A 17686-nucleotide genomic window follows, 5' to 3' on the forward strand; every position below is an offset into this window, starting at 1 on the left:
GGAGTACACCATGGAGTGGATTAAAGATTACTGGTGGATCGTTCTGATCATTCTGGTCGGCATGTTCATCAGCGGCATCAAAGAGCTGAACCGCGTTGATGTGAAAAAGTTCCTGAAAGACAAACCTGAGATCCCGCCGCATCGCGACAACAATGCTGAGTGGGATAAAGATGACGACTGGCCAAAGAAAAAGTAATCCCACCTCGCCAGCCCCTCACCTTTAATCAATATTAGTCGGCGGATAATCTAGCGATTCTCCGCCGATTGACTTTCTCTCCTGCCACTATCATGCAACGTGAAACTGATGCACGGAGAGAACACGTCCTTTGCAAACATTAACGATTAACCGGGCAGATCAGGCAGTGCCTGAGCCCGTCGACGCGTCACAATTTCTGGGTCTGGCTCCGTTTTTGCGCATGAGCATTGCGGGCGAGGAATGGTCTGACATCGCACAGACACTGATTACCCGTGCGCAGCAAACCCCTGATGACGCCGTATTATGGATGAACCTTTCCACTGTCATGCTGTGCCTGCAACGCACTGAACTGGGTCTGAGCATTCAGAATCAGGCACTGGCGATGCAACAGGTTTATACCCTTCGTGCCGCGCAACAACCGGCAAAATTACGTTTACTGATACTGATGGTACCCGGCACGCTTTCCGCGAATGTGCCGCTGGATTGCCTGCTGGAAAACAGCGACATTGAGCTGATTTATTACTACATCACGCCCGAAGCCCCTTTTGAAGCACCGATCCCTGAACACGATTTACTGATGGTCGGCATCAGTGCTACCACGGAAAATCTGTTTCTGTTGCAGCAACTGGAAAATGTCACGGAACATTGGCCGGTGCCGGTCATCAATGCGCCACAGCATATCCCGAACTCCGAGCGCCATACCGCCAGCGGCCTGTTGCAGAACAAGCCGGGTCTGGTGATTGCACAGGCGCATCCGGTGACGTTTGCAGCGCTTACGGCGGTTGCGGCAGACGAAACCACGCTGCGCGATACGCTGCCTGACAGCGATTATCCGGTGATCCTGCGCCCTGCGGGTTCGCACGGCGGTCACGGCCTGGAAAAAATTACCTGTCAGGAAGAACTGGCTGACTACCTGACCCGCGTGCAGGTTGAAGATTATTTCCTGTCGCAGTTTATTGATTACAGCAATAAAGACGGTCAGTTCCGTAAGTACCGCATTTCGTTGATCGACGGCGTGCCATATGCCTGTCATATGGCAATTTCATCCCACTGGATGGTGCATTACGTGAATGCCTTCATGTATGAAGATATCCAAAAGCGTGAAGAAGAAGCCGCATTCCTCAACAACTTCCAGGTATTCGCGCGCCGCCACCAGCAGGCGCTGAAAGCGATTTATGACACGACGCAACTCGACTATCTCGGCATCGATTGCAGCGAAACGCCGGACGGCGAGTTACTGGTGTTTGAAATTGATCCGGCCATGGTGGTGCACGCGATGGATCTGGAAGTGATGTTCCCGCACAAACAAATCCACATGAATAACGTTAAAACAGCATGCCGCGAGTTGCTGTTATCCCGTGCCTTTGCGCACACCAACACCTCTGCTGATGCGTTTAAAGGACAAGAATAACTATGATTTCACGTAACGCCCTGAACTTCTCCGGTGGTCCTGGCGCATTGCCAGAAACCGTTCTCGCTCAGGTTGAAGCCGCGATAAAAGAAGTGCCGGAAGTGGGCCTGTCGATCCTCGGTATCAGCCACCGCTCAGACTGGTTTGCCGCCATTGTGCAGGAAACCGAAAACAACATCCGCACCCTGCTCGGCTTGTCGAAAGATTTCCATATCCTGTTCCTGCAGGGCGGCGCAACGCAGCAGTTTTCCATGGTGCCGATGACGCTGTTGCGCGGCCAGAAGCATGCGGCAGAATATCTTGATACCGGTTACTGGAGCAGTAAAGTTGTCACCGAAGCGCGTCGTGAAGGGCCGGTAAAGGTGCTATGGAGCGGCGAATCCTGCGGATTTAACCGACTGCCCTCGGACGACGAACTGGCATTTTCGCCTGATGCGCCGTATCTGCATTATGTCTCGAACGAAACGGTGGAAGGGTTACAGTTCCAGCGCGTTTTGGGCCGCGACGATGTGCCCCGTGTCTGCGATATGTCTTCCGATTTCCTGTCCAAACCCTGCGATGCCAACAAGTTTTCCGTGATCTACGCTCATGCGCAGAAAAACATCGGCCCGGCGGGCGTCACCATCGTGCTGGTGCACGATACCGTGGTGAAAGCGTCGTCTGACGAATTGCCATCATTCCTGAACTACCGCCGCCAGGTGGAATCTCATTCCAACCTCAACACGCCGCCGGTATTTGCGATTTATGTAGTGCTGCTGGTCACCCGCTGGCTGCTTAACGACGTCGGCGGTCTGGAAAATATGGAACAAACCAACCGCCATAAAGCAGAACTGCTGTATGCAATGCTCGACAACAGCGACGGTTTCTACAATGGCTGGAGCAGCAAAGCCGACCGTTCACAGATGAACGTTGCGTTTAAGTTGCCGGATGCGGATCTGGAGAAGAAATTCCTGGCCGAAAGTCAGGAAGCTGGCTTCTCCGGTCTGGCAGGGCACCGTGCGATTGGCGGCATCCGTGCCTCTATCTACAACGCCCTGTCGCTGCCAGCGGCCGAAAAACTGACGAACTTCATGGATGATTTCATGCATAAAAACCGCAGGTAATCCCCCTCAGTCAGACATAAAAATGCCCCCGGTTGTGATGCAGCCGGGGGCATTTTTTAATAAAAGTGGCAGCGAAATCAGTGCTGATGCGACTTCGGTTCGTAATTTTGCAAATGCGCTATCGCCGTATTAATCATATGGGAATCCAGCCCGTGTCCCATACCCGGCTGAAGATTGAGCGTACATTCACAGCCCAATGATTTCAGACGTTCTGCCGCACTTTTCGACTGGAATGGATTAATCACCGGATCCTGTTCGCCATGAATGAAATGCACCACCGTACCGGCGGCAATGGGTTTTTCCGGCAGCGTTGAAAAACGCCCGCTGAACGCGATAATGCGCGACGCCAGATGCTCTTCCACTTTCGTCGATTCCAGCGCCATGATGGTGCCCTGCGAGAAGCCGACTAATGTAGTGTGTTCCGGCGTGACGCCGGTTTTCTGCTGCCAGTCACGGACAATCTGCACAAACACGGGCATTGCGGCATCCACACGCGGCTGGCGATTTTGTTCAGTCACGCCCTGCACGGAAAACCACTGGAAGCCCCGGCCAAAATCACAAATATCCGGGCTGCCGACGCTGACCACCTGCGCCTGCGGGAATGAAACAGCGAAAAACTTACCGATTTCGCCCATAGAAATCGGGTTATCACCCACGCCATGAAATAATAAAATCAGCTGATTAGCCCTTTCTTCCGGTTCCCGGACGATGATCTGTTCTGAGCTCATGGCTCTCTCCCGTTGTCATTTAATGGGTTCACTATACGCCGCCTGCCGGTCAGTAAAATCGGGTTTTATTGAACGAGTCTTTCCATTTTTTGCAATGAAACCGCTGAGTTATCCGGTCATACCCGCGTCTTTCAATACCTGCTGCGCTTCCTCACGCCAGCGGGAAACCAGCGCTTTGCGACCGGAAAGCTGCAAGCTTTGTACAATGTCCGCCACACTTTTCCCCTGTTGCAGACAGGCACGCAACGCCGTCAGCGGCAAATCACTGTGCAACAGCACGCGGCTGAGTGCCGGTAAACTGCTCTCCAGCGGACGATGGGCGAACGCAAACCCGCGCAGTTCGCGCCAGTCGGCGTCATCGGGTTGCGTATCCGCAGGGGGGCCGGGCGGCAGGGTTAATTCCATCTGAGGCGCCAGCCAGCGCCAGTCACGGTGAAGCTGATGCACGGCGCTGTCCGCCAGTGCCTGCCCCGCCGCGCTCAGGGGTAATATCGCCATCGCGGCATAACATCCGCTGCTGGCTTCTTTGTGCGTACTGACGCGCACCAGCCGGAATCCGGCCTGTTGCCACAATGCCGCCAGATCCGGCGTATAGCCAAAACTGACTGACAGGAAGTCCAGTCCCGCCTGCTGCGCACGCTGTTTCTGCTCTGCTAACAACTGCCGGGCAATGCCCTGACGGCGAAACGCCGGATGCACCGCAATCCGGCTGACGCGCCGTGAACGCATCACGGCAGCCTCCGGGAATCCCGCGTGCGCGGCAAGGGACTGAGCCACCAGATTGCCGCGCGGACGCCGTCTTCCGGCCCAGACTTCCTGTGCCAGCGCTGCGCTAAGCCCGCCCTCATCCACCAGCCATAACGCGCCGGTCAGTGTATTTTTCTGTCGTGACGCGCTGAACGTCATGCCCGGCGCATCCAGCAGACGCCGCAGATCCAGCGGCGATGTGCGGTAATGTGCGCTGGTCAGCAGGCCGTAAAAATCCTCTAACAGCACCGGTTCACTCAGCCAGTCATCGGCATGAATCGGGAATATTTCTGATGTGCCGCCCGTCTCACCGGCCACCGGCAAATGCTCGTCAAACAGTAATAAATCGCTGATAAACGGCTCAAGCGTGTCGGATGATGACCAGCGGATAGGTGCGTTCAGTCGCAAGTCATGCCACTGCGGCAAAGACGTACAGAATTTGAGTAAGAATCCGCGTCCGGTGCCTTCATATCCCTGAACCGTGGTGGTGAGCAACACGCGCGGAAAAGCCGCGATAATTTCCGCCAGCATCGGTGCCGGAATAGCGGCGGCTTCATCGATGATCAGCCACTCAGCGCCGGTTACTGCGCCTTCGCGACATAAGGCAAGCAATGCATCGGGTGCGATAAAGCGGGCAGAGTCTGTTTGCGGATTAAGGATCTGGCTGGCTGAGGCTTTAGCCGGTGCGGTCACCCAACAGATGCCCGGCCACTGTCTGACCAGCATTCCCGCCAGCGTCGATTTCCCCCGCCCGCGCGGCGCGGTCAGCACCCACACGCCGGACTGAGCCTGCATCAGTTGTTTTAAAATCTGAGATTGCTCAGCGGTCGGCTGGCCATCGGGTGGCAACCAGTCGGGCGCAACCGGCAGCGGGGGGATATCAAAAGGCTGATCCTGCCGCCTCACCGTAATGCTGCGGTCTTGTTCGAGGAAAGACTGAAAACGGCGAATAAAACGTGGCGTCGGGATCGCCTGCGGTTGTTCGCTCCAGCGCAGGCTGTCCGCATCCGGCGTGTCAGCCCAGTCGTCCCATGCCGGTATCAGCAAAATCAGCCAGCTTCCGGCTTTCAATGTGCCCGAAAAGGCCGCCAGCGCCTCGATATTCAGGCCATAACGCGCATCAAACACACCGTGAAAGATCTCCTGCCCGAGCAGCGTATGCGCCGCTGAAGGCAGGCAGGATGTGACACCCTCAGGCGGCGAATCACTCAGCCAGAGCCAGTCACCGGCATTTTGTGCACAAAACTGTACGGCCTGTTGCTCACACCACTGCGTTTCGCCACTGAACACCAGCAAACGCCGGACACCCAGCCGCTGCATCTGTTGCTGTAGCAAAGTGACAGACATGTCAGGTTTTCCCGATAATCATCGATAGCAGACCGGCAGCAATCAGCGGCCCGACCGGCACACCTTTAAACAACGCCACGCCCAGCACGGTGCCGACTAACAGGCCAGCCACCAGATGCGGCTGCGTGCCCATCAGCGTCAGGCCACGTCCGCCAAGCCACGACACCAGCACACCGACCAGAATGGCGGCTATCGATTTCCAGTGGAAGAAGGAGTGCACGACGGTGCTGGCGCTGATTTTGCCGCTGGCAATCGGTGCCATCACGCCAATGGTCAGAATAATAATGCCGATGGTCAGTCCGTATTTTTCTATCCACGGGAAAAAGCTGTTCAGCGGCGTGATGCGTACCGTGAGAAGGAAAAACATGGCGATGGTAACGGCGCTGTTATGGCTGATAATGCCCAGTCCGGCGAAGACAAGTAAGATCAAAAGGGTTGGATCGAGAAAAGCCATGGCGTTCCCAGCGGTTCAACATGAAAATAAAAGAGAGGCTCGGGGAGCCTCTCCGGGTCGGTCATTGATTATTGAACAGTTTTTAGCGACAGACCAGCGCTTGTTGCCACTTCATCAGCGGCTGGCAAAGGTATTACACTGGTCAGGGTTACCGGTATCAAATCCACGTTTGAACCAGGTATAACGTTGCCGGGACGTACCGTGGGTGAAGCTGTCCGGCACCACGCGGCCCTGACTTTGCTGTTGCAGCCGGTCATCGCCGATGGCCTGTGCGGCATCCAGCGCTTCTTTCAGATCGCCCTCTTCGAGAACGTTTTGCTGCTGCATCGCGTGTCCCCAGACACCGGCGTAACAGTCAGCCTGTAATTCCATTTTTACCGATAGCTGGTTTACCACAGTCTGCGAAGCGCCCTGTTGCAACTGGCGAACCTTGCGTTCAGTGCCCAGCAGATTCTGCACATGGTGGCCCACTTCGTGCGCCACCACATACCCCTGCGCGAAATCACCGCCTGCCCCGAGCTTATCCTGCAATTCCTGATAGAAAGAGAGATCGATATAGACCGTGCTGTCCGCCGGACAATAGAACGGCCCCATTACCGACTGGCCGGTGCCACAACCGGTGCGGGTCGCGCCGCGATACATCACCAGTTTGGGTTCACGATAAGTCATGCCCTGCTTCTGGAAAATGTCTTTCCAGGTGTCTTCTGTCGAGGCAAGGATCACTGAGGTAAATCTGGCCTGCTCGTCATCTTTCGGGCTGATGGATTGTGATTGTGTTTGTTGCTGCATGCCGCCGGACTGACCACCATCAATCAGCGGCGTCAGGTCGATACCGTAATACCCGGCGACCAGCACCACGATGATGATCACGATACCGCTTTTGCCACGGATCGGCAGGCGCATTCCTCCGCCACCTAAACCACCACCGTTAGCTCCCTGTCCGCGTCTGTCTTCTACATTGTCGCTTTCGCGACGCCCTTGCCAACGCATAATCACCTCCAGACTGTTTTTGTAAGACTAGCCAGCACACGCGGTTAATACCATCCGCGAAGGGACGTAATTTTAGGGGAGTCAGAATTAAATGAAAGAAAACAGGGCAGGAAGACAAAAATAAAACACAAATAAAAGAACGGGAAGCGGGATCCGCCCCCCGTTTAGCGCCAGCGCAGACTGCGTAAACGATTGCGCAGTCTGGCTAAAAAATAATGCGCAGCTTAGTCCAGTTTCACACCAATACGGTGCGCGACTTCTTCGTAAGCTTCAATCAGGCCACCCAGACTCTGGCGGTAACGGTCTTTGTCCATCTTGTTCAGGGTTTCTTTATCCCACAGGCGGCTGCCGTCCGGTGAGAATTCATCGCCGAGCACCACTTCACCGTTGAACAGACCGAATTCCAGTTTGAAATCGACCAGGATCAGACCGGCGTCATCAAACAGTTTGCTCAGCACGTCGTTGGCTTTGTAGCTCAGCTCTTTCATGCGCGCGAGGTTTTCTTCGTTCACCCAGCCAAAGGTCTTGCAATACGATTCGTTAACCATCGGATCGTGCATCGCATCGTTTTTCAGGAACAGATCGAACAACGGCGGGTTCAGTTCCAGACCTTCTTCAATGCCCAGACGTTTTACCAGCGAACCCGCAGCACGGTTACGGATAACGCATTCAACCGGGACCATATCCAGTTTTTTCACCAGCACTTCGGTGTCAGACAACAGGCGTTCCATTTGGGTTGGAATACCGGCTTCTTCCAGCTTAGCCATGATGAAATGGTTAAATTTATTGTTAACCATACCTTTACGGTCGAACTGCTCAATACGCTGACCATCCAGTGCTGACGTATCGTTACGGAACTCCAGTACCAGAAGGTCCGGGTTTTCGGTGGTGTAGACGGTTTTCGCCTTGCCGCGATACAACTCAGCTAACTTTTGCATCTTTACTTACTCCAGTGGAAAAAACAGATGTAAAAAGGGGCCGGAGCCCCTTGGTATTATTTTGCGCTGCTCTGGCTAAACGCGGCCTGCATGACCGCCACCATCGCATCGTTCTGCGACTGGCTGAGAGCATGTCCTTTCGGATCAAGGAACTGCAAGCTACTACGGTTGTCGAGATCACCAACCTGAAGTTTGTAGTCACCGGAAGTCAGGCCCGGATCTTTCGCACCCAGTGTCTGCCACGCATCGTCGTTCAGTGGTTTGTAGGTCACAGACAATGTGCCTTGCGGACGGCTGCTGTCGGTCACTTTCATGCCAGCTTTTGCCAGGGCATTTGGCAGGCGATCCCACACAACACCGTAGTTCTCACGGACAATCAGCACCGGCAGGCCGGTATCATCTGCGCCGCTCTGAACGTCAATCTCACCGACACGACGGTTGTCGAGGCGTGCCTGAGTATCCTGCTGCACTTTATCCAGACTCGCCGTGATGGCGTTCATCATCTGGCTGTTGTAACGCTGGATTTCAGCCGATGTGGTCACCGGTTTATCCTGCTGTTTCAGCTCAAGCGTTTTCACCGTCAGCGCTAACTGGTAACTCTGCTGTTTCACGCTGACCTGATAACGGCCCTGATACTGGAAGTCTTCATCCGCACGATTCCAGTCAATGAAATCGGTGGTCAGTGTCTGGTTAGCATCATCACGGTTGGCAATTTTGAAGTTATTTTGCTCAACGGCTTTCACGACGTTATTCCACAGGTCACGGTTCTGCGCGGTATTTTCCAGCAGCACGGTACTGCTGTCGCCGGAGAACTGTGTCTGGGAGCCGTTAAGCAGCGCCAGTGGCTGGGACGGTGGACGGATGTCGAGCTGTTTGCCCACCGCGCCCTGCATTGAGCCTGCCTGAACTTCGTACGTTCCGTTCTGCACGGGCAGAATCATTCCGACCGGCGCTTTCAGCTCATGCAAACCTGACGCATCCAGGTAAGCTTCATCGCCACTCACCTGGCGTTTGTAACGTTGATCACTTGAACAGGCAGCCAGTAGCATGATCAGGGAAACCCCGACCACTTTCGCCACGGCCGTTTTCTGCAATCGGGTCATCTGGAAACTGTTCTTGTCAAATAAAGAGGCCATCAAATCTTCCTAAGAGTTACAGCAAACCGGCGCTTTTTAATGCTTCTTCCACGACCGGACGGGCAGCATCTGTTAACGGCGTCATAGGCAGACGCATCGTATCGGTTGCCATCAAACCCAGTGCCTTACAGGCCCATTTCACCGGGATTGGGTTTGCTTCTACAAACAAATTCTGATGCAAAGGCATCAGGCGCTGATTCAGGCGACGCGCTTCGGCAAAGTTGCCAAGCGCAGCCAGCTCACAAAGTTGGGCCATTTCACGGGCAGCTACGTTAGCCGTAACGGAAATAACGCCCTTACCACCAAGTTGCATAAAGTCCAGACCGCTGGCGTCATCGCCGCTCAGCAGAATGAAATCTTCATCATCAACCAGCACTTGGATCTGACTAACGCGACTTAAGTTCCCTGTTGCTTCTTTAACAGCAACAATATTCTTCAATTTTGCTAAACGCGCGATGGTCTGCGGCAACATATCGCAGCCGGTACGTGAAGGCACGTTGTAGAGAATTTGCGGCAGAGAGGTATTTTCAGCGATGGCTTTGAAGTGCTGATACAGACCTTCCTGCGTCGGACGGTTGTAATAAGGCGTGACTGTCAGGCAGCCAACAACGCCACTTTTTTCAAAACGTTGCGTAAGAGAAATCGCTTCAGCGGTCGCGTTTGCGCCGGTGCCTGCGATAACAGGAATGCGTCCATCAGCCAGTTCCAGCGTCTGTAAGACCACGTCACCGTGCTCTTCATGGCTCAACGTGGCCGACTCGCCGGTCGTGCCAACGGAAACGATCGCCGCAGTACCACTGGACACATGATAATCAATCAGTTTTTTCAGACTCGCGCGATCGACAGCACCTTTGGTGTCCATCGGCGTAACCAGTGCAACAATACTTCCCGTAAACATTGACCTTCCCCTCCACAAACAGGTCACTCATGGTACTTTTATAACTCATGTAACATGATGATTTTATTGATTTATCTTTAAATCACGACCACATATTGACCACGACTCAGCAAAGTACTACAAGCGCGTCCAACGGATTGTATCAGCGTTTATCTGCAATCGCAGCAGTTCAGATAATGCATGTAGCATAAAAAAGCACGGCATTATCTGCTTAGCAGTTTGGTTTTGACAACGCTTCGACAGAAACGCAGTCCGGTGGGCTTTTGCTTTTGGCTTAAGGTGATAGCATGTGGCGTGAAAGTCAGCATAAACATTAAGGATGATTTCCATGAAAAAATTAGTACCTGTTCTCTTTCCTCTCCTTGTAACCTCTCACGCCTTCGCGGCAAGCGAACCATCTATAACTAGTCAAATACCATCTGCGGCTATATCAAAGTGCCAATCCATCGCAGGCAGCAACGAGCGATTACAATGTTATGACAACCTTTTACCACCGGCCAAAGCTGAGGCCCAAACGGGTGATGTTGGTAAATGGCAGGTAACCATTGAGCAATCGCCCGTCGATGATTCTGAAAATGTTTCTCTTGTGCTCCAAGCCGATAAGTCAATAAATACACAATTTGGACAGTCAGTTTATCCAACGTTGGTAATCTCATGCACAGAAAAAAAATCAAGCCTATACATCAATTGGAACCAATATTTAGGCCTTAGCCAAACCACCATATTGCATCGTATTGATAAGAAAAAAGCCCTTAAAAATGCATGGAATAATTCGACGGATAATGAAGCTGCCTTCTATCCAAGCAGCAAAGTGATCCCGCTGGTAAAAGAGCTATCGGGGGCGCAGAAACTTTACTCACAAGTTACGCCATATAGTTCAAGCCCTGTTGAAGCTATTTTCTCATTGAATGGTTTATCTGAAGCGATGAAACCATTACAGAAAGCCTGCAAATGGCAATAAACAAAAAAAGCCCCGATAATTTCGGGGCTCAGATTACTGACCCACCTAAGTTGGTAGGTTTGCTTTTACAACACCAAACTTAACTGATCTTCGCCGTGATGACTTCGCGGGAAAACATCTTGAGGAACCAGCGCGCCGGGGGCGGGTTGTGTCTGGTTTAAAGATCCGTCAATTTCCGTCATGCTGGTAAAGCAATAACCGCATAACATGTTTTGACACTGGTGATAACTGCGCCGCACTAATACGCTCAACTCAACACTGGTACGAGTCTTTGCGATTGCACGGCAGCGAGGACAGCGCATTGCCATACGCGGGCCTCCTCTGGACTGGTTAATATCACGTCAAGTATAACGCTTAACCCGTTGATTCGTCACCCGCCTCAGCCGTCCATTCATCGATCTTAACTTCCAACTCCAGTGAGGTGGTAAAGCCTCCGCTACCGATATCATGTACACAACGGGTAATCGTCCAGTAACCATTATCAATCGTGGATTTAAAGCCCGATACGCTTGCCGGTTGTTCCGGGTACAAATCCGCCCGGCCTCGCGCCAACGTGATGGAGAATGACGCCGCGCCACGTTGTAACTGGCTCCACTTCGCCGCCGCTGCCCGCTTCGCAGCCTTCTCAGTTTTGAACGTTTTGCGGATCACGAATACGTTACCCTCCGCGCCTGCCATGTAATCCCCTTCCTTGCTGCTTGAGGCGGGTTCTTTGGTTTTCTTCGGCTTCGTTGTCCTGCGGCGTCTGCGGGTGTTTGTCTGTACCGTAGTTGCGGGCTTTTTCCCAAAGTTAAGATCCAGCCAGTAAGCAGTAACACCGGTATAAGCATCACGATCGGCAATGCTAAAGCTGTGCTTGTCGCCGCTGGCCCGCACAATGCTGATCGCAGGAAGTGGCTTACCGCTCTGGGTTAAACCCTGCCCCGGAGTAATGAACAACAACATGCCATTTTTGACGGTGGCAACCGCACCCAGCATATCCGCCATTCTGGTGAGAAAGCTGATATCTGATTCGCTGGTCTGGTCTGCGTGGTCGATCTCAAGCTTCGCCAGCTCTTCACTCACCCCGGCGCGCAGGTCATACCGGCTTGCTATGCTGGCAACAACATCGCCAACAGAAATATCATGCCAGGAGTATTCACGCTTCACGTTGAACGTGTCGCGAAAGTCTGCGCTGCGGGCGCTTATTGTGAGCTGGTCAGGCGGGCCACGGTGTGCAACCTCGTCAACTGTATACAGCCCTTTAAATACCAGCGGGTCATTATCCCAACCCAATGAAACGGAAATTTTCGCGCCGCGCGATGGCATAACGATCTGTCCGTCTGAATCATCCAGCGTGAGATCAAGTGTATCCGCCTCAAATCCCCGGTTATCCGTCAGCGACAACGAGATCAAACGATCATCAAGCGCCGTGAGTTGCTTACCCTCAATCTGAATACTGAACGCGGGGCGTGGTGAATAGCGCGCATCATCATCCAACATCTTATTGGTTCCCTCATTCGTGAAGGTACCATCGTCGCCACGCGCGCGCGAACAGACAACGCGGGGCTGTTGTTGCGGTCTGCTGACAACGCCCGTCTCTCGCACCAGTTGGCAATTGCCGCAATGATAAGTGGCAATCATTGACTGGCGAGGCAACTACATGGCCACAAATTACCATCACGGTGTAACCGTCACGGAAACCACCGATCTAAGCACGATGATCACCGATATTGATTCGGCGGTTATCGGTGTCGTTTGTATCGCTGACGATGCAGATGAAGACGCTTTCCCGCTGAATACCCCTGTACTCATTACCCGCGTGGCTAACATGCTGGGCAAGGCGGGCAAAACCGGCACCCTGTTCACCACCCTGAAAGCCATTTCAGACCAGGCCAGCCCGCAGACCATTGTCATCCGCGTGGCTGATGCGTCAAAAATCGTACCCCCGGAAGGCGGCACGGCACCGACACAGGATCAACTGGTTATTGGCGGTACTGACCCGGACACCGGACTTTTCACTGGTATGTATGCGCTGCTATCAGCGGAGATGCGTGTTGGCGTCCGCCCGCGCGTGCTTGCCGTTCCCGGCCTTGATACTCAGCCAGTGGCGGCGCAACTCGGCGTGATGGCTGAGAAGCTGCGCGCCTTTGCTTACGTGTCCGCAAATGGCTGTAACACCATCGCAGAGGCGAAGACGTACCGCGAGAATTTTGCCCAGCGTGAAATGATGGTGATCTGGCCTAACTTCATTTGCTACGACACCAACGCAGGGGTAAACGCCACCGTGCCGGTGGGTGCTCATGCGGTAGGGATGCGCGCCAAAATCGACGCAACGCAGGGCTGGCACAAAACTATTTCTAACGTGCCGGTAAATAACGTGCTGGGAATGGATCGCGATATCTATTTCACATTACAGGGCACCGACACCGACGCGGACGAGCTGAACGCGGCAGGCGTCACCACCCTGATCAAACAGGGCGGCTATCGCATCTGGGGATCGCGTACCTGCGACGAAGAAACCTACATCTTTGAGAGCTACACCCGTACCGCTCAGATTGTGGCGGACACCGTGGCAGAAGCGCACTTCTCTTACGTTGATAAACCGCTCACCCCGTCGCTGGTGAAAGATATCGTTGACGGTATCAACCGCAAGCTGACGTCCTATGTGACCGCTGGCAAGCTGCTGGGCGCGCGTTGCTGGTATGACCCTGAACCAAATACCAGCGAAACGCTGCGCAACGGGCAGCTCACCATCAAATATAACTACACGCCTGTGCCACCGCTGGAAAATCTCAGCCTGGTGCAGGAGTTCACTGATGAATATTTCGCTACGTTTTCCAGCGCAGTGAATAACTAACCGGGGGCGCGTATGGCTCTGCCTAAAAAACTCAAATACTTCAACATGTTCTTTGACGGTGATAATTATTTCGGCATGGTGCCGGAAATTACCCCGGCAAAGTTAACCCGTAAGACAGAGGATTATCAGGCCGGTGGTATGCCTGGGTCTGTCGCGGTCGATCTCGGCTTTGATGCGGGGGCGCTGGATATGGATATCACCCTTGGCGGCATGGATGCGGGACTACTGAAAAAATGGGGCATCGCAACCGCCGATGGTATGCAAACGCGTTATGCAGGTTCGTATCAGGATGATTCAACCGGCGAAGCGGTACCCGTTGAAATCCAGACGCGTGGACGCTTCACGGAGATGGATCCTGGCACCTCCAAAACCGGGGATGATACTTCCCATAAGTACACCCTGAAAAATACCTATTACAAGCTGACCATCAACAGTGAAGAAATCATTGAAGTTGATGTGCTCAATATGATCTACAAAGTTGGCGGCGTTGACATGATGGAAAAACACCGCGCTAACATTGGCTTATAAGGAATTACCGCACCATGACCAAAGTAACCGGTAAAGAAGTTGTCACGCTCATTGCCCCTATCGTTCGCGGTAAGTCGGAAATCAGCGAGATCACGATCACGCCAGTATTAAAGCAGGCCGGATCGCTGCGTGGCTTAAAAGTCTATGACGTTCTGACGTCGAACTATGATGCGCTGGTTGTTCTGCTGCCTCGTGTCACTGCTCCGGCGCTGACCGCTGACGAAATTGCCCGCATGGATACGTGGGACTTCTGCCAGCTCGCCAACGCGGTAGTTGATTTTTTGCAACCACCTTCGGATCAGAGCGTGACGGATACGGGCAGCGCGTCATCAGATGCCCCTGCGAACGCATAGAAAACTTAATGGCGGATATCGCCGTCATTTTCCACTGGCGACCAGCGGAGATGGACGCCATGACGGTAGAAGAACTTCTGTTATGGCGTGATCAAGCCGCTGCGCGCAGTGGCGGAGATCAATAAATGGCAGACCGCAATTTAAGTATCAAGGTTGCTTTCAGCGCCCTTAATAACATGTCTCAACCTGTCAACGCGGCGCGCCAAAGTGCCGCCGCGCTGGCTTCACAAATCAATCAAACAAAATCCAATATCAAAGGGCTTGAGCGTTCTGCAGCGAGCTTTGACCGGATTACTGCTGCCAATAAAAAAACCACCAACTCTCTGGCAGAAGCCAAAAACAAAGCGCGTGAAATGGCGGCGGCTTTCGGCCCGCTACGCCAGCGCAGTGCTGAGCAAGTCACCGCCCTCAATCAACAACGGGCAGCAATCCGCAACCTTACCCAACAGCAGAAAACTGAACAGACGCAGCTCAACCAGTTGCGCACCAGCTTCTACAGCGAAGGGATTGCGATCAGCAGTAGCAGCCGGGCAACGGAACAAATTAGCCAGCGCACCGCGCAGTACAACCGCCAACTTACTGAACAGCAGCGGCGGCTTAATTCTGTAACGCAGGCGCAGGCACGTTATGCGCGCTCTAAAGAAACCGGTGAGCGATTGCAAAGCTCAGGCATGAAGACCGCTGCAACCGGTGCGGCGATTCTTGCCCCCGTAGCCGTCGCCATCAAGAGTTACAGCAGCCTGGAAGACGCCATGAAGGGCGTATCCAAACAAGTTAATGGGTTGAGGGATGGCAGCGGCAACCGCACAGCACAATTTTCTGAGGTGCAAAAAGCCATCAAGGACGCATCTGAAAACCTACCCATGCCCAACGGGGCGGTGGATTATGCCGCGCTGGTCGAGGGTGGCGCACGTATGGGCGTTGCTAGCGGTGATGATCCATGGCAGAAGCAGAAGAAAGATTTGCTGGATTTTGCCAACACCGCCGCCATGGCATCAAAGGCGTTTGAGCTACCTGCCGATCAGCTTTCGGAAAGCCTGGGTAAAATCGCCGGTCTGTATAAGATCCCCATTCAGGATATTGGCAAGCTGGGTGACGTTATCAACTATCTGGACGATAACGCCAAATCAAAAGGCTCTGACATTATCGACGTGTTACAGCGCGTGGGTGGTGCTGCCGATCAGCTCGGCTATCAGAATGCGGCGGCACTGGGTTCCACTTTCCTGAGCCTAGGCGAACAGTCGGAAACAGCAGGCACCGCCGTTAAAGCGATGGTGCGAGAGCTGGGTAACGCGATGGTGCAACCGGATCGATTTATGGAAGGTCTGGACGCGTTGGGGCTAAATGCTGAGAAAGTGCAAAAGAACATGGCAAAAGATGCCATGAGCACCATTATGTCGGTAATGGAAGCCACCAAAAAGCTGGAGCCAGATAAGCAAATGAACGTGCTTACTCAGCTCTTTGGTGATGAATATGCAATGGCGGTTTCCAAAGTCGCCAATAATCTGCCTGAGTTACGCAGGCAGCTCGAATTAACCCATGGCGCTGCGTCGAAAGGCTCAATGAAGCGGGAATCAGGTATTGATAAAGATTCTCTCTCATCACAGTGGCAGATAACTAAAGCGGAGTTTGGTAACAATTTCAGCGCGCTGGGCGAAACCATGCGTGGGCCAATGATGGTGCTCATGCAATCGGTCGGCGGCGTACTGCAATCAATCAGGGGCTGGATTGAAGCCAACCCTGCACTGGTTGCCGCAATCATGAAGACCGTCGCCGCTATCGGTGCCATTCTCACTGTGCTGGGTACGCTTATGCTGGCACTTGGCGCGATTCTCGGCCCGATGGCGCTTGTTCGTCTCAGTTTCACCATGCTAACCGGTGGCGGCGGGATCGCATCAGTGATAAGCGGCATCACTCGACTGGGTAGCGCGTTCACATGGCTGGCGGGTTCCCCTATGCAGGCACTGCTGACTGCCGGGCGGATGGTCTTTGGCCCGCTGATCACTTTGCTGGCAGGCATTTCCGCGCCAGTCTGGGGATTGATTGCCCTCTTTGCTGCTGTCGCCATTGCGATCATTAAGTTCTGGCAACCAATCAAAGCATTCTATAGCGGTTTTTTTGCCGGTGTTATGGCTGCTCTGCAACCTATATTCGATTTGGTTTCCTCAGTATTTGCACCAATGGCACCATTATTTGATGCAATAGCATCAGCACTTAGCACGGTGTGTGGGTGGTTCTCCAATTTATTTGAGCCGATCCAGTTTTCAAGTGACGCACTAAAATCCTGCACCAGCGCAGGTGAAACTTTCGGCAAAATAGTTGGCGGGGCAATTTCGCTAGTATTAACGCCGGTAAAATTGCTTTACGAGGGGTTGCAACTCGTACTCGAAACACTTGGAGTTATTCCAGATGCCGCAGAACGAGCACGGCAAGCCGTTGAGAAAGTGAACACACAGAAAAAACTTACTGGGCTGGCGGATACGCTCGCCGGGGATCTGAAAGCCGTCACCGCGCAGGCGAAAAAGGAAGAAGATAAGAAGGAACAAAAGCGGAAAACGGAACAGAGCCAGCAGCAGCAGGCACTTGTTAATAACCTGAAAGGCCCGGCGAACCTTGCGCCGAAAATTAGCGGCAGTCTGGATAAAATCGCCAGCAACACGGCGGAGAAAAAAGACGGCCCCGGTGAAATCGTATTCAAAAACAAACTGCCATACATTCCGATCCGTGGTGGTTATTCCGAACCGGTGCAACAGGCCCAGCGGCAAACGCCATCACTCACGGCATGGATGCAGCAGCAGGCGGGTGCGCTGGTTTCGTCGGTAATGCCGTATAGCGTCCAGCAGTCTGCTGCACGTTCGCCCGTCTCTGCGGTTCCGTCTGCGGCATCCGTGGCGGCACTCATGCCTGGCGGAGACGTGTTTAACTTTGAGATCACTATCAACGACTCGGGCCAACTGGATGAGCAAAAACTTGTTCAGCGTATCCGTGAAGAGTTCACCATTGCCCAGCAACAGGCAGCAAGGCGCAAACGCTCACAACTGACTGACCACAGATAAG

General features: G+C 53.4%; 18 protein-coding genes. 9 read left to right on the forward strand and 9 right to left on the reverse strand.

Features of this window, described 5'->3' with window-relative positions; genetic code table 11:
* Positions 1-10 precede the first annotated feature (10 nt).
* From RAHAQ2_RS15890 to RAHAQ2_RS15900, 3 genes are all read left to right on the forward strand, one after another.
* Complete coding sequence (locus tag RAHAQ2_RS15890) at positions 11-196, forward strand: YpfN family protein (RefSeq protein ID WP_013576544.1); 186 nt, start codon at positions 11-13, stop codon at positions 194-196.
* 130 nt (positions 197-326) lie between these two features.
* Complete coding sequence (locus tag RAHAQ2_RS15895) at positions 327-1607, forward strand: ATP-grasp domain-containing protein (RefSeq protein ID WP_015698203.1); 1281 nt, start codon at positions 327-329, stop codon at positions 1605-1607.
* A gap of 2 nt (positions 1608-1609) precedes the next feature.
* Positions 1610-2710 carry a phosphoserine transaminase gene (locus tag RAHAQ2_RS15900; protein WP_015698204.1) on the forward strand — a complete coding sequence of 367 codons (1101 nt, stop codon included), beginning with the start codon at positions 1610-1612 and terminating at the stop codon, positions 2708-2710.
* 77 nt (positions 2711-2787) lie between these two features.
* On the opposite strand, the gene ypfH is transcribed toward RAHAQ2_RS15900, so the two are convergent.
* The 7 genes from ypfH to dapA form a co-directional block, all read right to left on the reverse strand.
* Positions 2788-3438: an esterase gene (ypfH, locus tag RAHAQ2_RS15905; protein ID WP_015698205.1), complete on the reverse strand. Its 651-nt coding sequence runs from the start codon at positions 3436-3438 to the stop codon at positions 2788-2790.
* 108 nt (positions 3439-3546) lie between these two features.
* Entirely contained in the window at positions 3547-5532 is a 1986-nt protein-coding gene (locus RAHAQ2_RS15910) for a tRNA(Met) cytidine acetyltransferase TmcA (protein WP_015698206.1), read from the reverse strand.
* A 1-nt stretch (position 5533) separates the two neighbouring features.
* Complete coding sequence (locus RAHAQ2_RS15915; protein ID WP_015698207.1) at positions 5534-5986, reverse strand: DUF441 domain-containing protein; 453 nt, start codon at positions 5984-5986, stop codon at positions 5534-5536.
* A 114-nt stretch (positions 5987-6100) separates the two neighbouring features.
* Positions 6101-6976: a KPN_02809 family neutral zinc metallopeptidase gene (gene ypfJ / locus RAHAQ2_RS15920; protein ID WP_015698208.1), complete on the reverse strand. Its 876-nt coding sequence runs from the start codon at positions 6974-6976 to the stop codon at positions 6101-6103.
* Positions 6977-7200: 224 nt separating this feature from the next.
* Complete coding sequence (purC, locus tag RAHAQ2_RS15925) at positions 7201-7914, reverse strand: phosphoribosylaminoimidazolesuccinocarboxamide synthase (protein ID WP_015698209.1); 714 nt, start codon at positions 7912-7914, stop codon at positions 7201-7203.
* Between the two features lie 56 nt (positions 7915-7970).
* Positions 7971-9050, reverse strand: coding sequence for an outer membrane protein assembly factor BamC (gene bamC / locus RAHAQ2_RS15930; protein WP_015698210.1), 1080 nt, complete (start codon positions 9048-9050; stop codon positions 7971-7973).
* Positions 9051-9066: 16 nt separating this feature from the next.
* Complete coding sequence (gene dapA, locus RAHAQ2_RS15935) at positions 9067-9948, reverse strand: 4-hydroxy-tetrahydrodipicolinate synthase (protein WP_013576553.1); 882 nt, start codon at positions 9946-9948, stop codon at positions 9067-9069.
* A gap of 328 nt (positions 9949-10276) precedes the next feature.
* On the opposite strand from dapA, the gene RAHAQ2_RS15945 reads away from it, so the two are divergent.
* Positions 10277-10909, forward strand: coding sequence for a type VI secretion protein (locus tag RAHAQ2_RS15945; RefSeq protein WP_015698211.1), 633 nt, complete (start codon positions 10277-10279; stop codon positions 10907-10909).
* Positions 10910-10974: 65 nt separating this feature from the next.
* Here the strand turns inward: RAHAQ2_RS15945 and RAHAQ2_RS25060 are convergent, their stop codons facing one another.
* Both RAHAQ2_RS25060 and RAHAQ2_RS15950 read right to left on the reverse strand, forming a co-directional pair.
* Positions 10975-11217: an Ogr/Delta-like zinc finger protein gene (locus RAHAQ2_RS25060; protein WP_015698212.1), complete on the reverse strand. Its 243-nt coding sequence runs from the start codon at positions 11215-11217 to the stop codon at positions 10975-10977.
* Positions 11218-11263: 46 nt separating this feature from the next.
* Positions 11264-12391, reverse strand: a complete 1128-nt coding sequence (locus RAHAQ2_RS15950) for a phage late control D family protein (protein WP_015698213.1) — start codon at positions 12389-12391, stop codon at positions 11264-11266.
* 160 nt (positions 12392-12551) lie between these two features.
* Here RAHAQ2_RS15950 and RAHAQ2_RS15955 point away from each other — a divergent pair, with 160 nt between their 5' ends.
* Genes RAHAQ2_RS15955 through RAHAQ2_RS15975 form a run of 5 tightly spaced genes read left to right on the forward strand, consistent with a single transcriptional unit; the run spans position 12552 to position 17685 of the window.
* A complete protein-coding gene (locus RAHAQ2_RS15955; RefSeq protein WP_015698214.1) occupies positions 12552-13748 on the forward strand; it encodes a phage tail sheath subtilisin-like domain-containing protein in 1197 nt (398 codons plus the stop codon).
* 12 nt (positions 13749-13760) lie between these two features.
* Positions 13761-14276, forward strand: coding sequence for a phage major tail tube protein (locus RAHAQ2_RS15960; RefSeq protein ID WP_004956533.1), 516 nt, complete (start codon positions 13761-13763; stop codon positions 14274-14276).
* Between the two features lie 14 nt (positions 14277-14290).
* On the forward strand, positions 14291-14629 hold the full coding sequence (locus tag RAHAQ2_RS15965; RefSeq protein WP_015698215.1) for a phage tail assembly protein: 339 nt from the start codon (positions 14291-14293) through the stop codon (positions 14627-14629).
* A gap of 50 nt (positions 14630-14679) precedes the next feature.
* Positions 14680-14754, forward strand: coding sequence for a GpE family phage tail protein (locus RAHAQ2_RS25995; protein WP_326490683.1), 75 nt, complete (start codon positions 14680-14682; stop codon positions 14752-14754).
* The gene (locus RAHAQ2_RS15975; RefSeq protein WP_015698217.1) at positions 14755-17685 is read left to right on the forward strand and encodes a phage tail tape measure protein; all 2931 of its coding nucleotides are present in this window, start codon (positions 14755-14757) and stop codon (positions 17683-17685) included.
* Position 17686: the final 1 nt, after the last annotated feature.

The sequence above is a fragment of the Rahnella aquatilis CIP 78.65 = ATCC 33071 genome (assembly GCF_000241955.1).
Taxonomy (GTDB): Bacteria; Pseudomonadota; Gammaproteobacteria; order Enterobacterales; family Enterobacteriaceae; genus Rahnella; species Rahnella aquatilis.

Excerpts from the sequence above, each read along its gene's own strand:
- RAHAQ2_RS15890 (WP_013576544.1), top strand. The coding sequence starts at position 11 with ATGGAGTGGATTAAAGATTACTGGTGGATCGTTCTGATCATTCTGGTC.
- RAHAQ2_RS15900 (WP_015698204.1), top strand. The coding sequence starts at position 1,610 with ATGATTTCACGTAACGCCCTGAACTTCTCCGGTGGTCCTGGCGCATTG.
- ypfH (WP_015698205.1), bottom strand. The coding sequence starts at position 3,438 with ATGAGCTCAGAACAGATCATCGTCCGGGAACCGGAAGAAAGGGCTAAT.
- RAHAQ2_RS15910 (WP_015698206.1), bottom strand. The coding sequence starts at position 5,532 with ATGTCTGTCACTTTGCTACAGCAACAGATGCAGCGGCTGGGTGTCCGG.
- RAHAQ2_RS15915 (WP_015698207.1), bottom strand. The coding sequence starts at position 5,986 with ATGGCTTTTCTCGATCCAACCCTTTTGATCTTACTTGTCTTCGCCGGA.
- ypfJ (WP_015698208.1), bottom strand. The coding sequence starts at position 6,976 with ATGCGTTGGCAAGGGCGTCGCGAAAGCGACAATGTAGAAGACAGACGC.
- purC (WP_015698209.1), bottom strand. The coding sequence starts at position 7,914 with ATGCAAAAGTTAGCTGAGTTGTATCGCGGCAAGGCGAAAACCGTCTAC.
- bamC (WP_015698210.1), bottom strand. The coding sequence starts at position 9,050 with ATGGCCTCTTTATTTGACAAGAACAGTTTCCAGATGACCCGATTGCAG.
- dapA (WP_013576553.1), bottom strand. The coding sequence starts at position 9,948 with ATGTTTACGGGAAGTATTGTTGCACTGGTTACGCCGATGGACACCAAA.
- RAHAQ2_RS15945 (WP_015698211.1), top strand. The coding sequence starts at position 10,277 with ATGAAAAAATTAGTACCTGTTCTCTTTCCTCTCCTTGTAACCTCTCAC.
- RAHAQ2_RS25060 (WP_015698212.1), bottom strand. The coding sequence starts at position 11,217 with ATGGCAATGCGCTGTCCTCGCTGCCGTGCAATCGCAAAGACTCGTACC.
- RAHAQ2_RS15950 (WP_015698213.1), bottom strand. The coding sequence starts at position 12,391 with ATGTTGGATGATGATGCGCGCTATTCACCACGCCCCGCGTTCAGTATT.
- RAHAQ2_RS15955 (WP_015698214.1), top strand. The coding sequence starts at position 12,552 with ATGGCCACAAATTACCATCACGGTGTAACCGTCACGGAAACCACCGAT.
- RAHAQ2_RS15960 (WP_004956533.1), top strand. The coding sequence starts at position 13,761 with ATGGCTCTGCCTAAAAAACTCAAATACTTCAACATGTTCTTTGACGGT.
- RAHAQ2_RS15965 (WP_015698215.1), top strand. The coding sequence starts at position 14,291 with ATGACCAAAGTAACCGGTAAAGAAGTTGTCACGCTCATTGCCCCTATC.
- RAHAQ2_RS15975 (WP_015698217.1), top strand. The coding sequence starts at position 14,755 with ATGGCAGACCGCAATTTAAGTATCAAGGTTGCTTTCAGCGCCCTTAAT.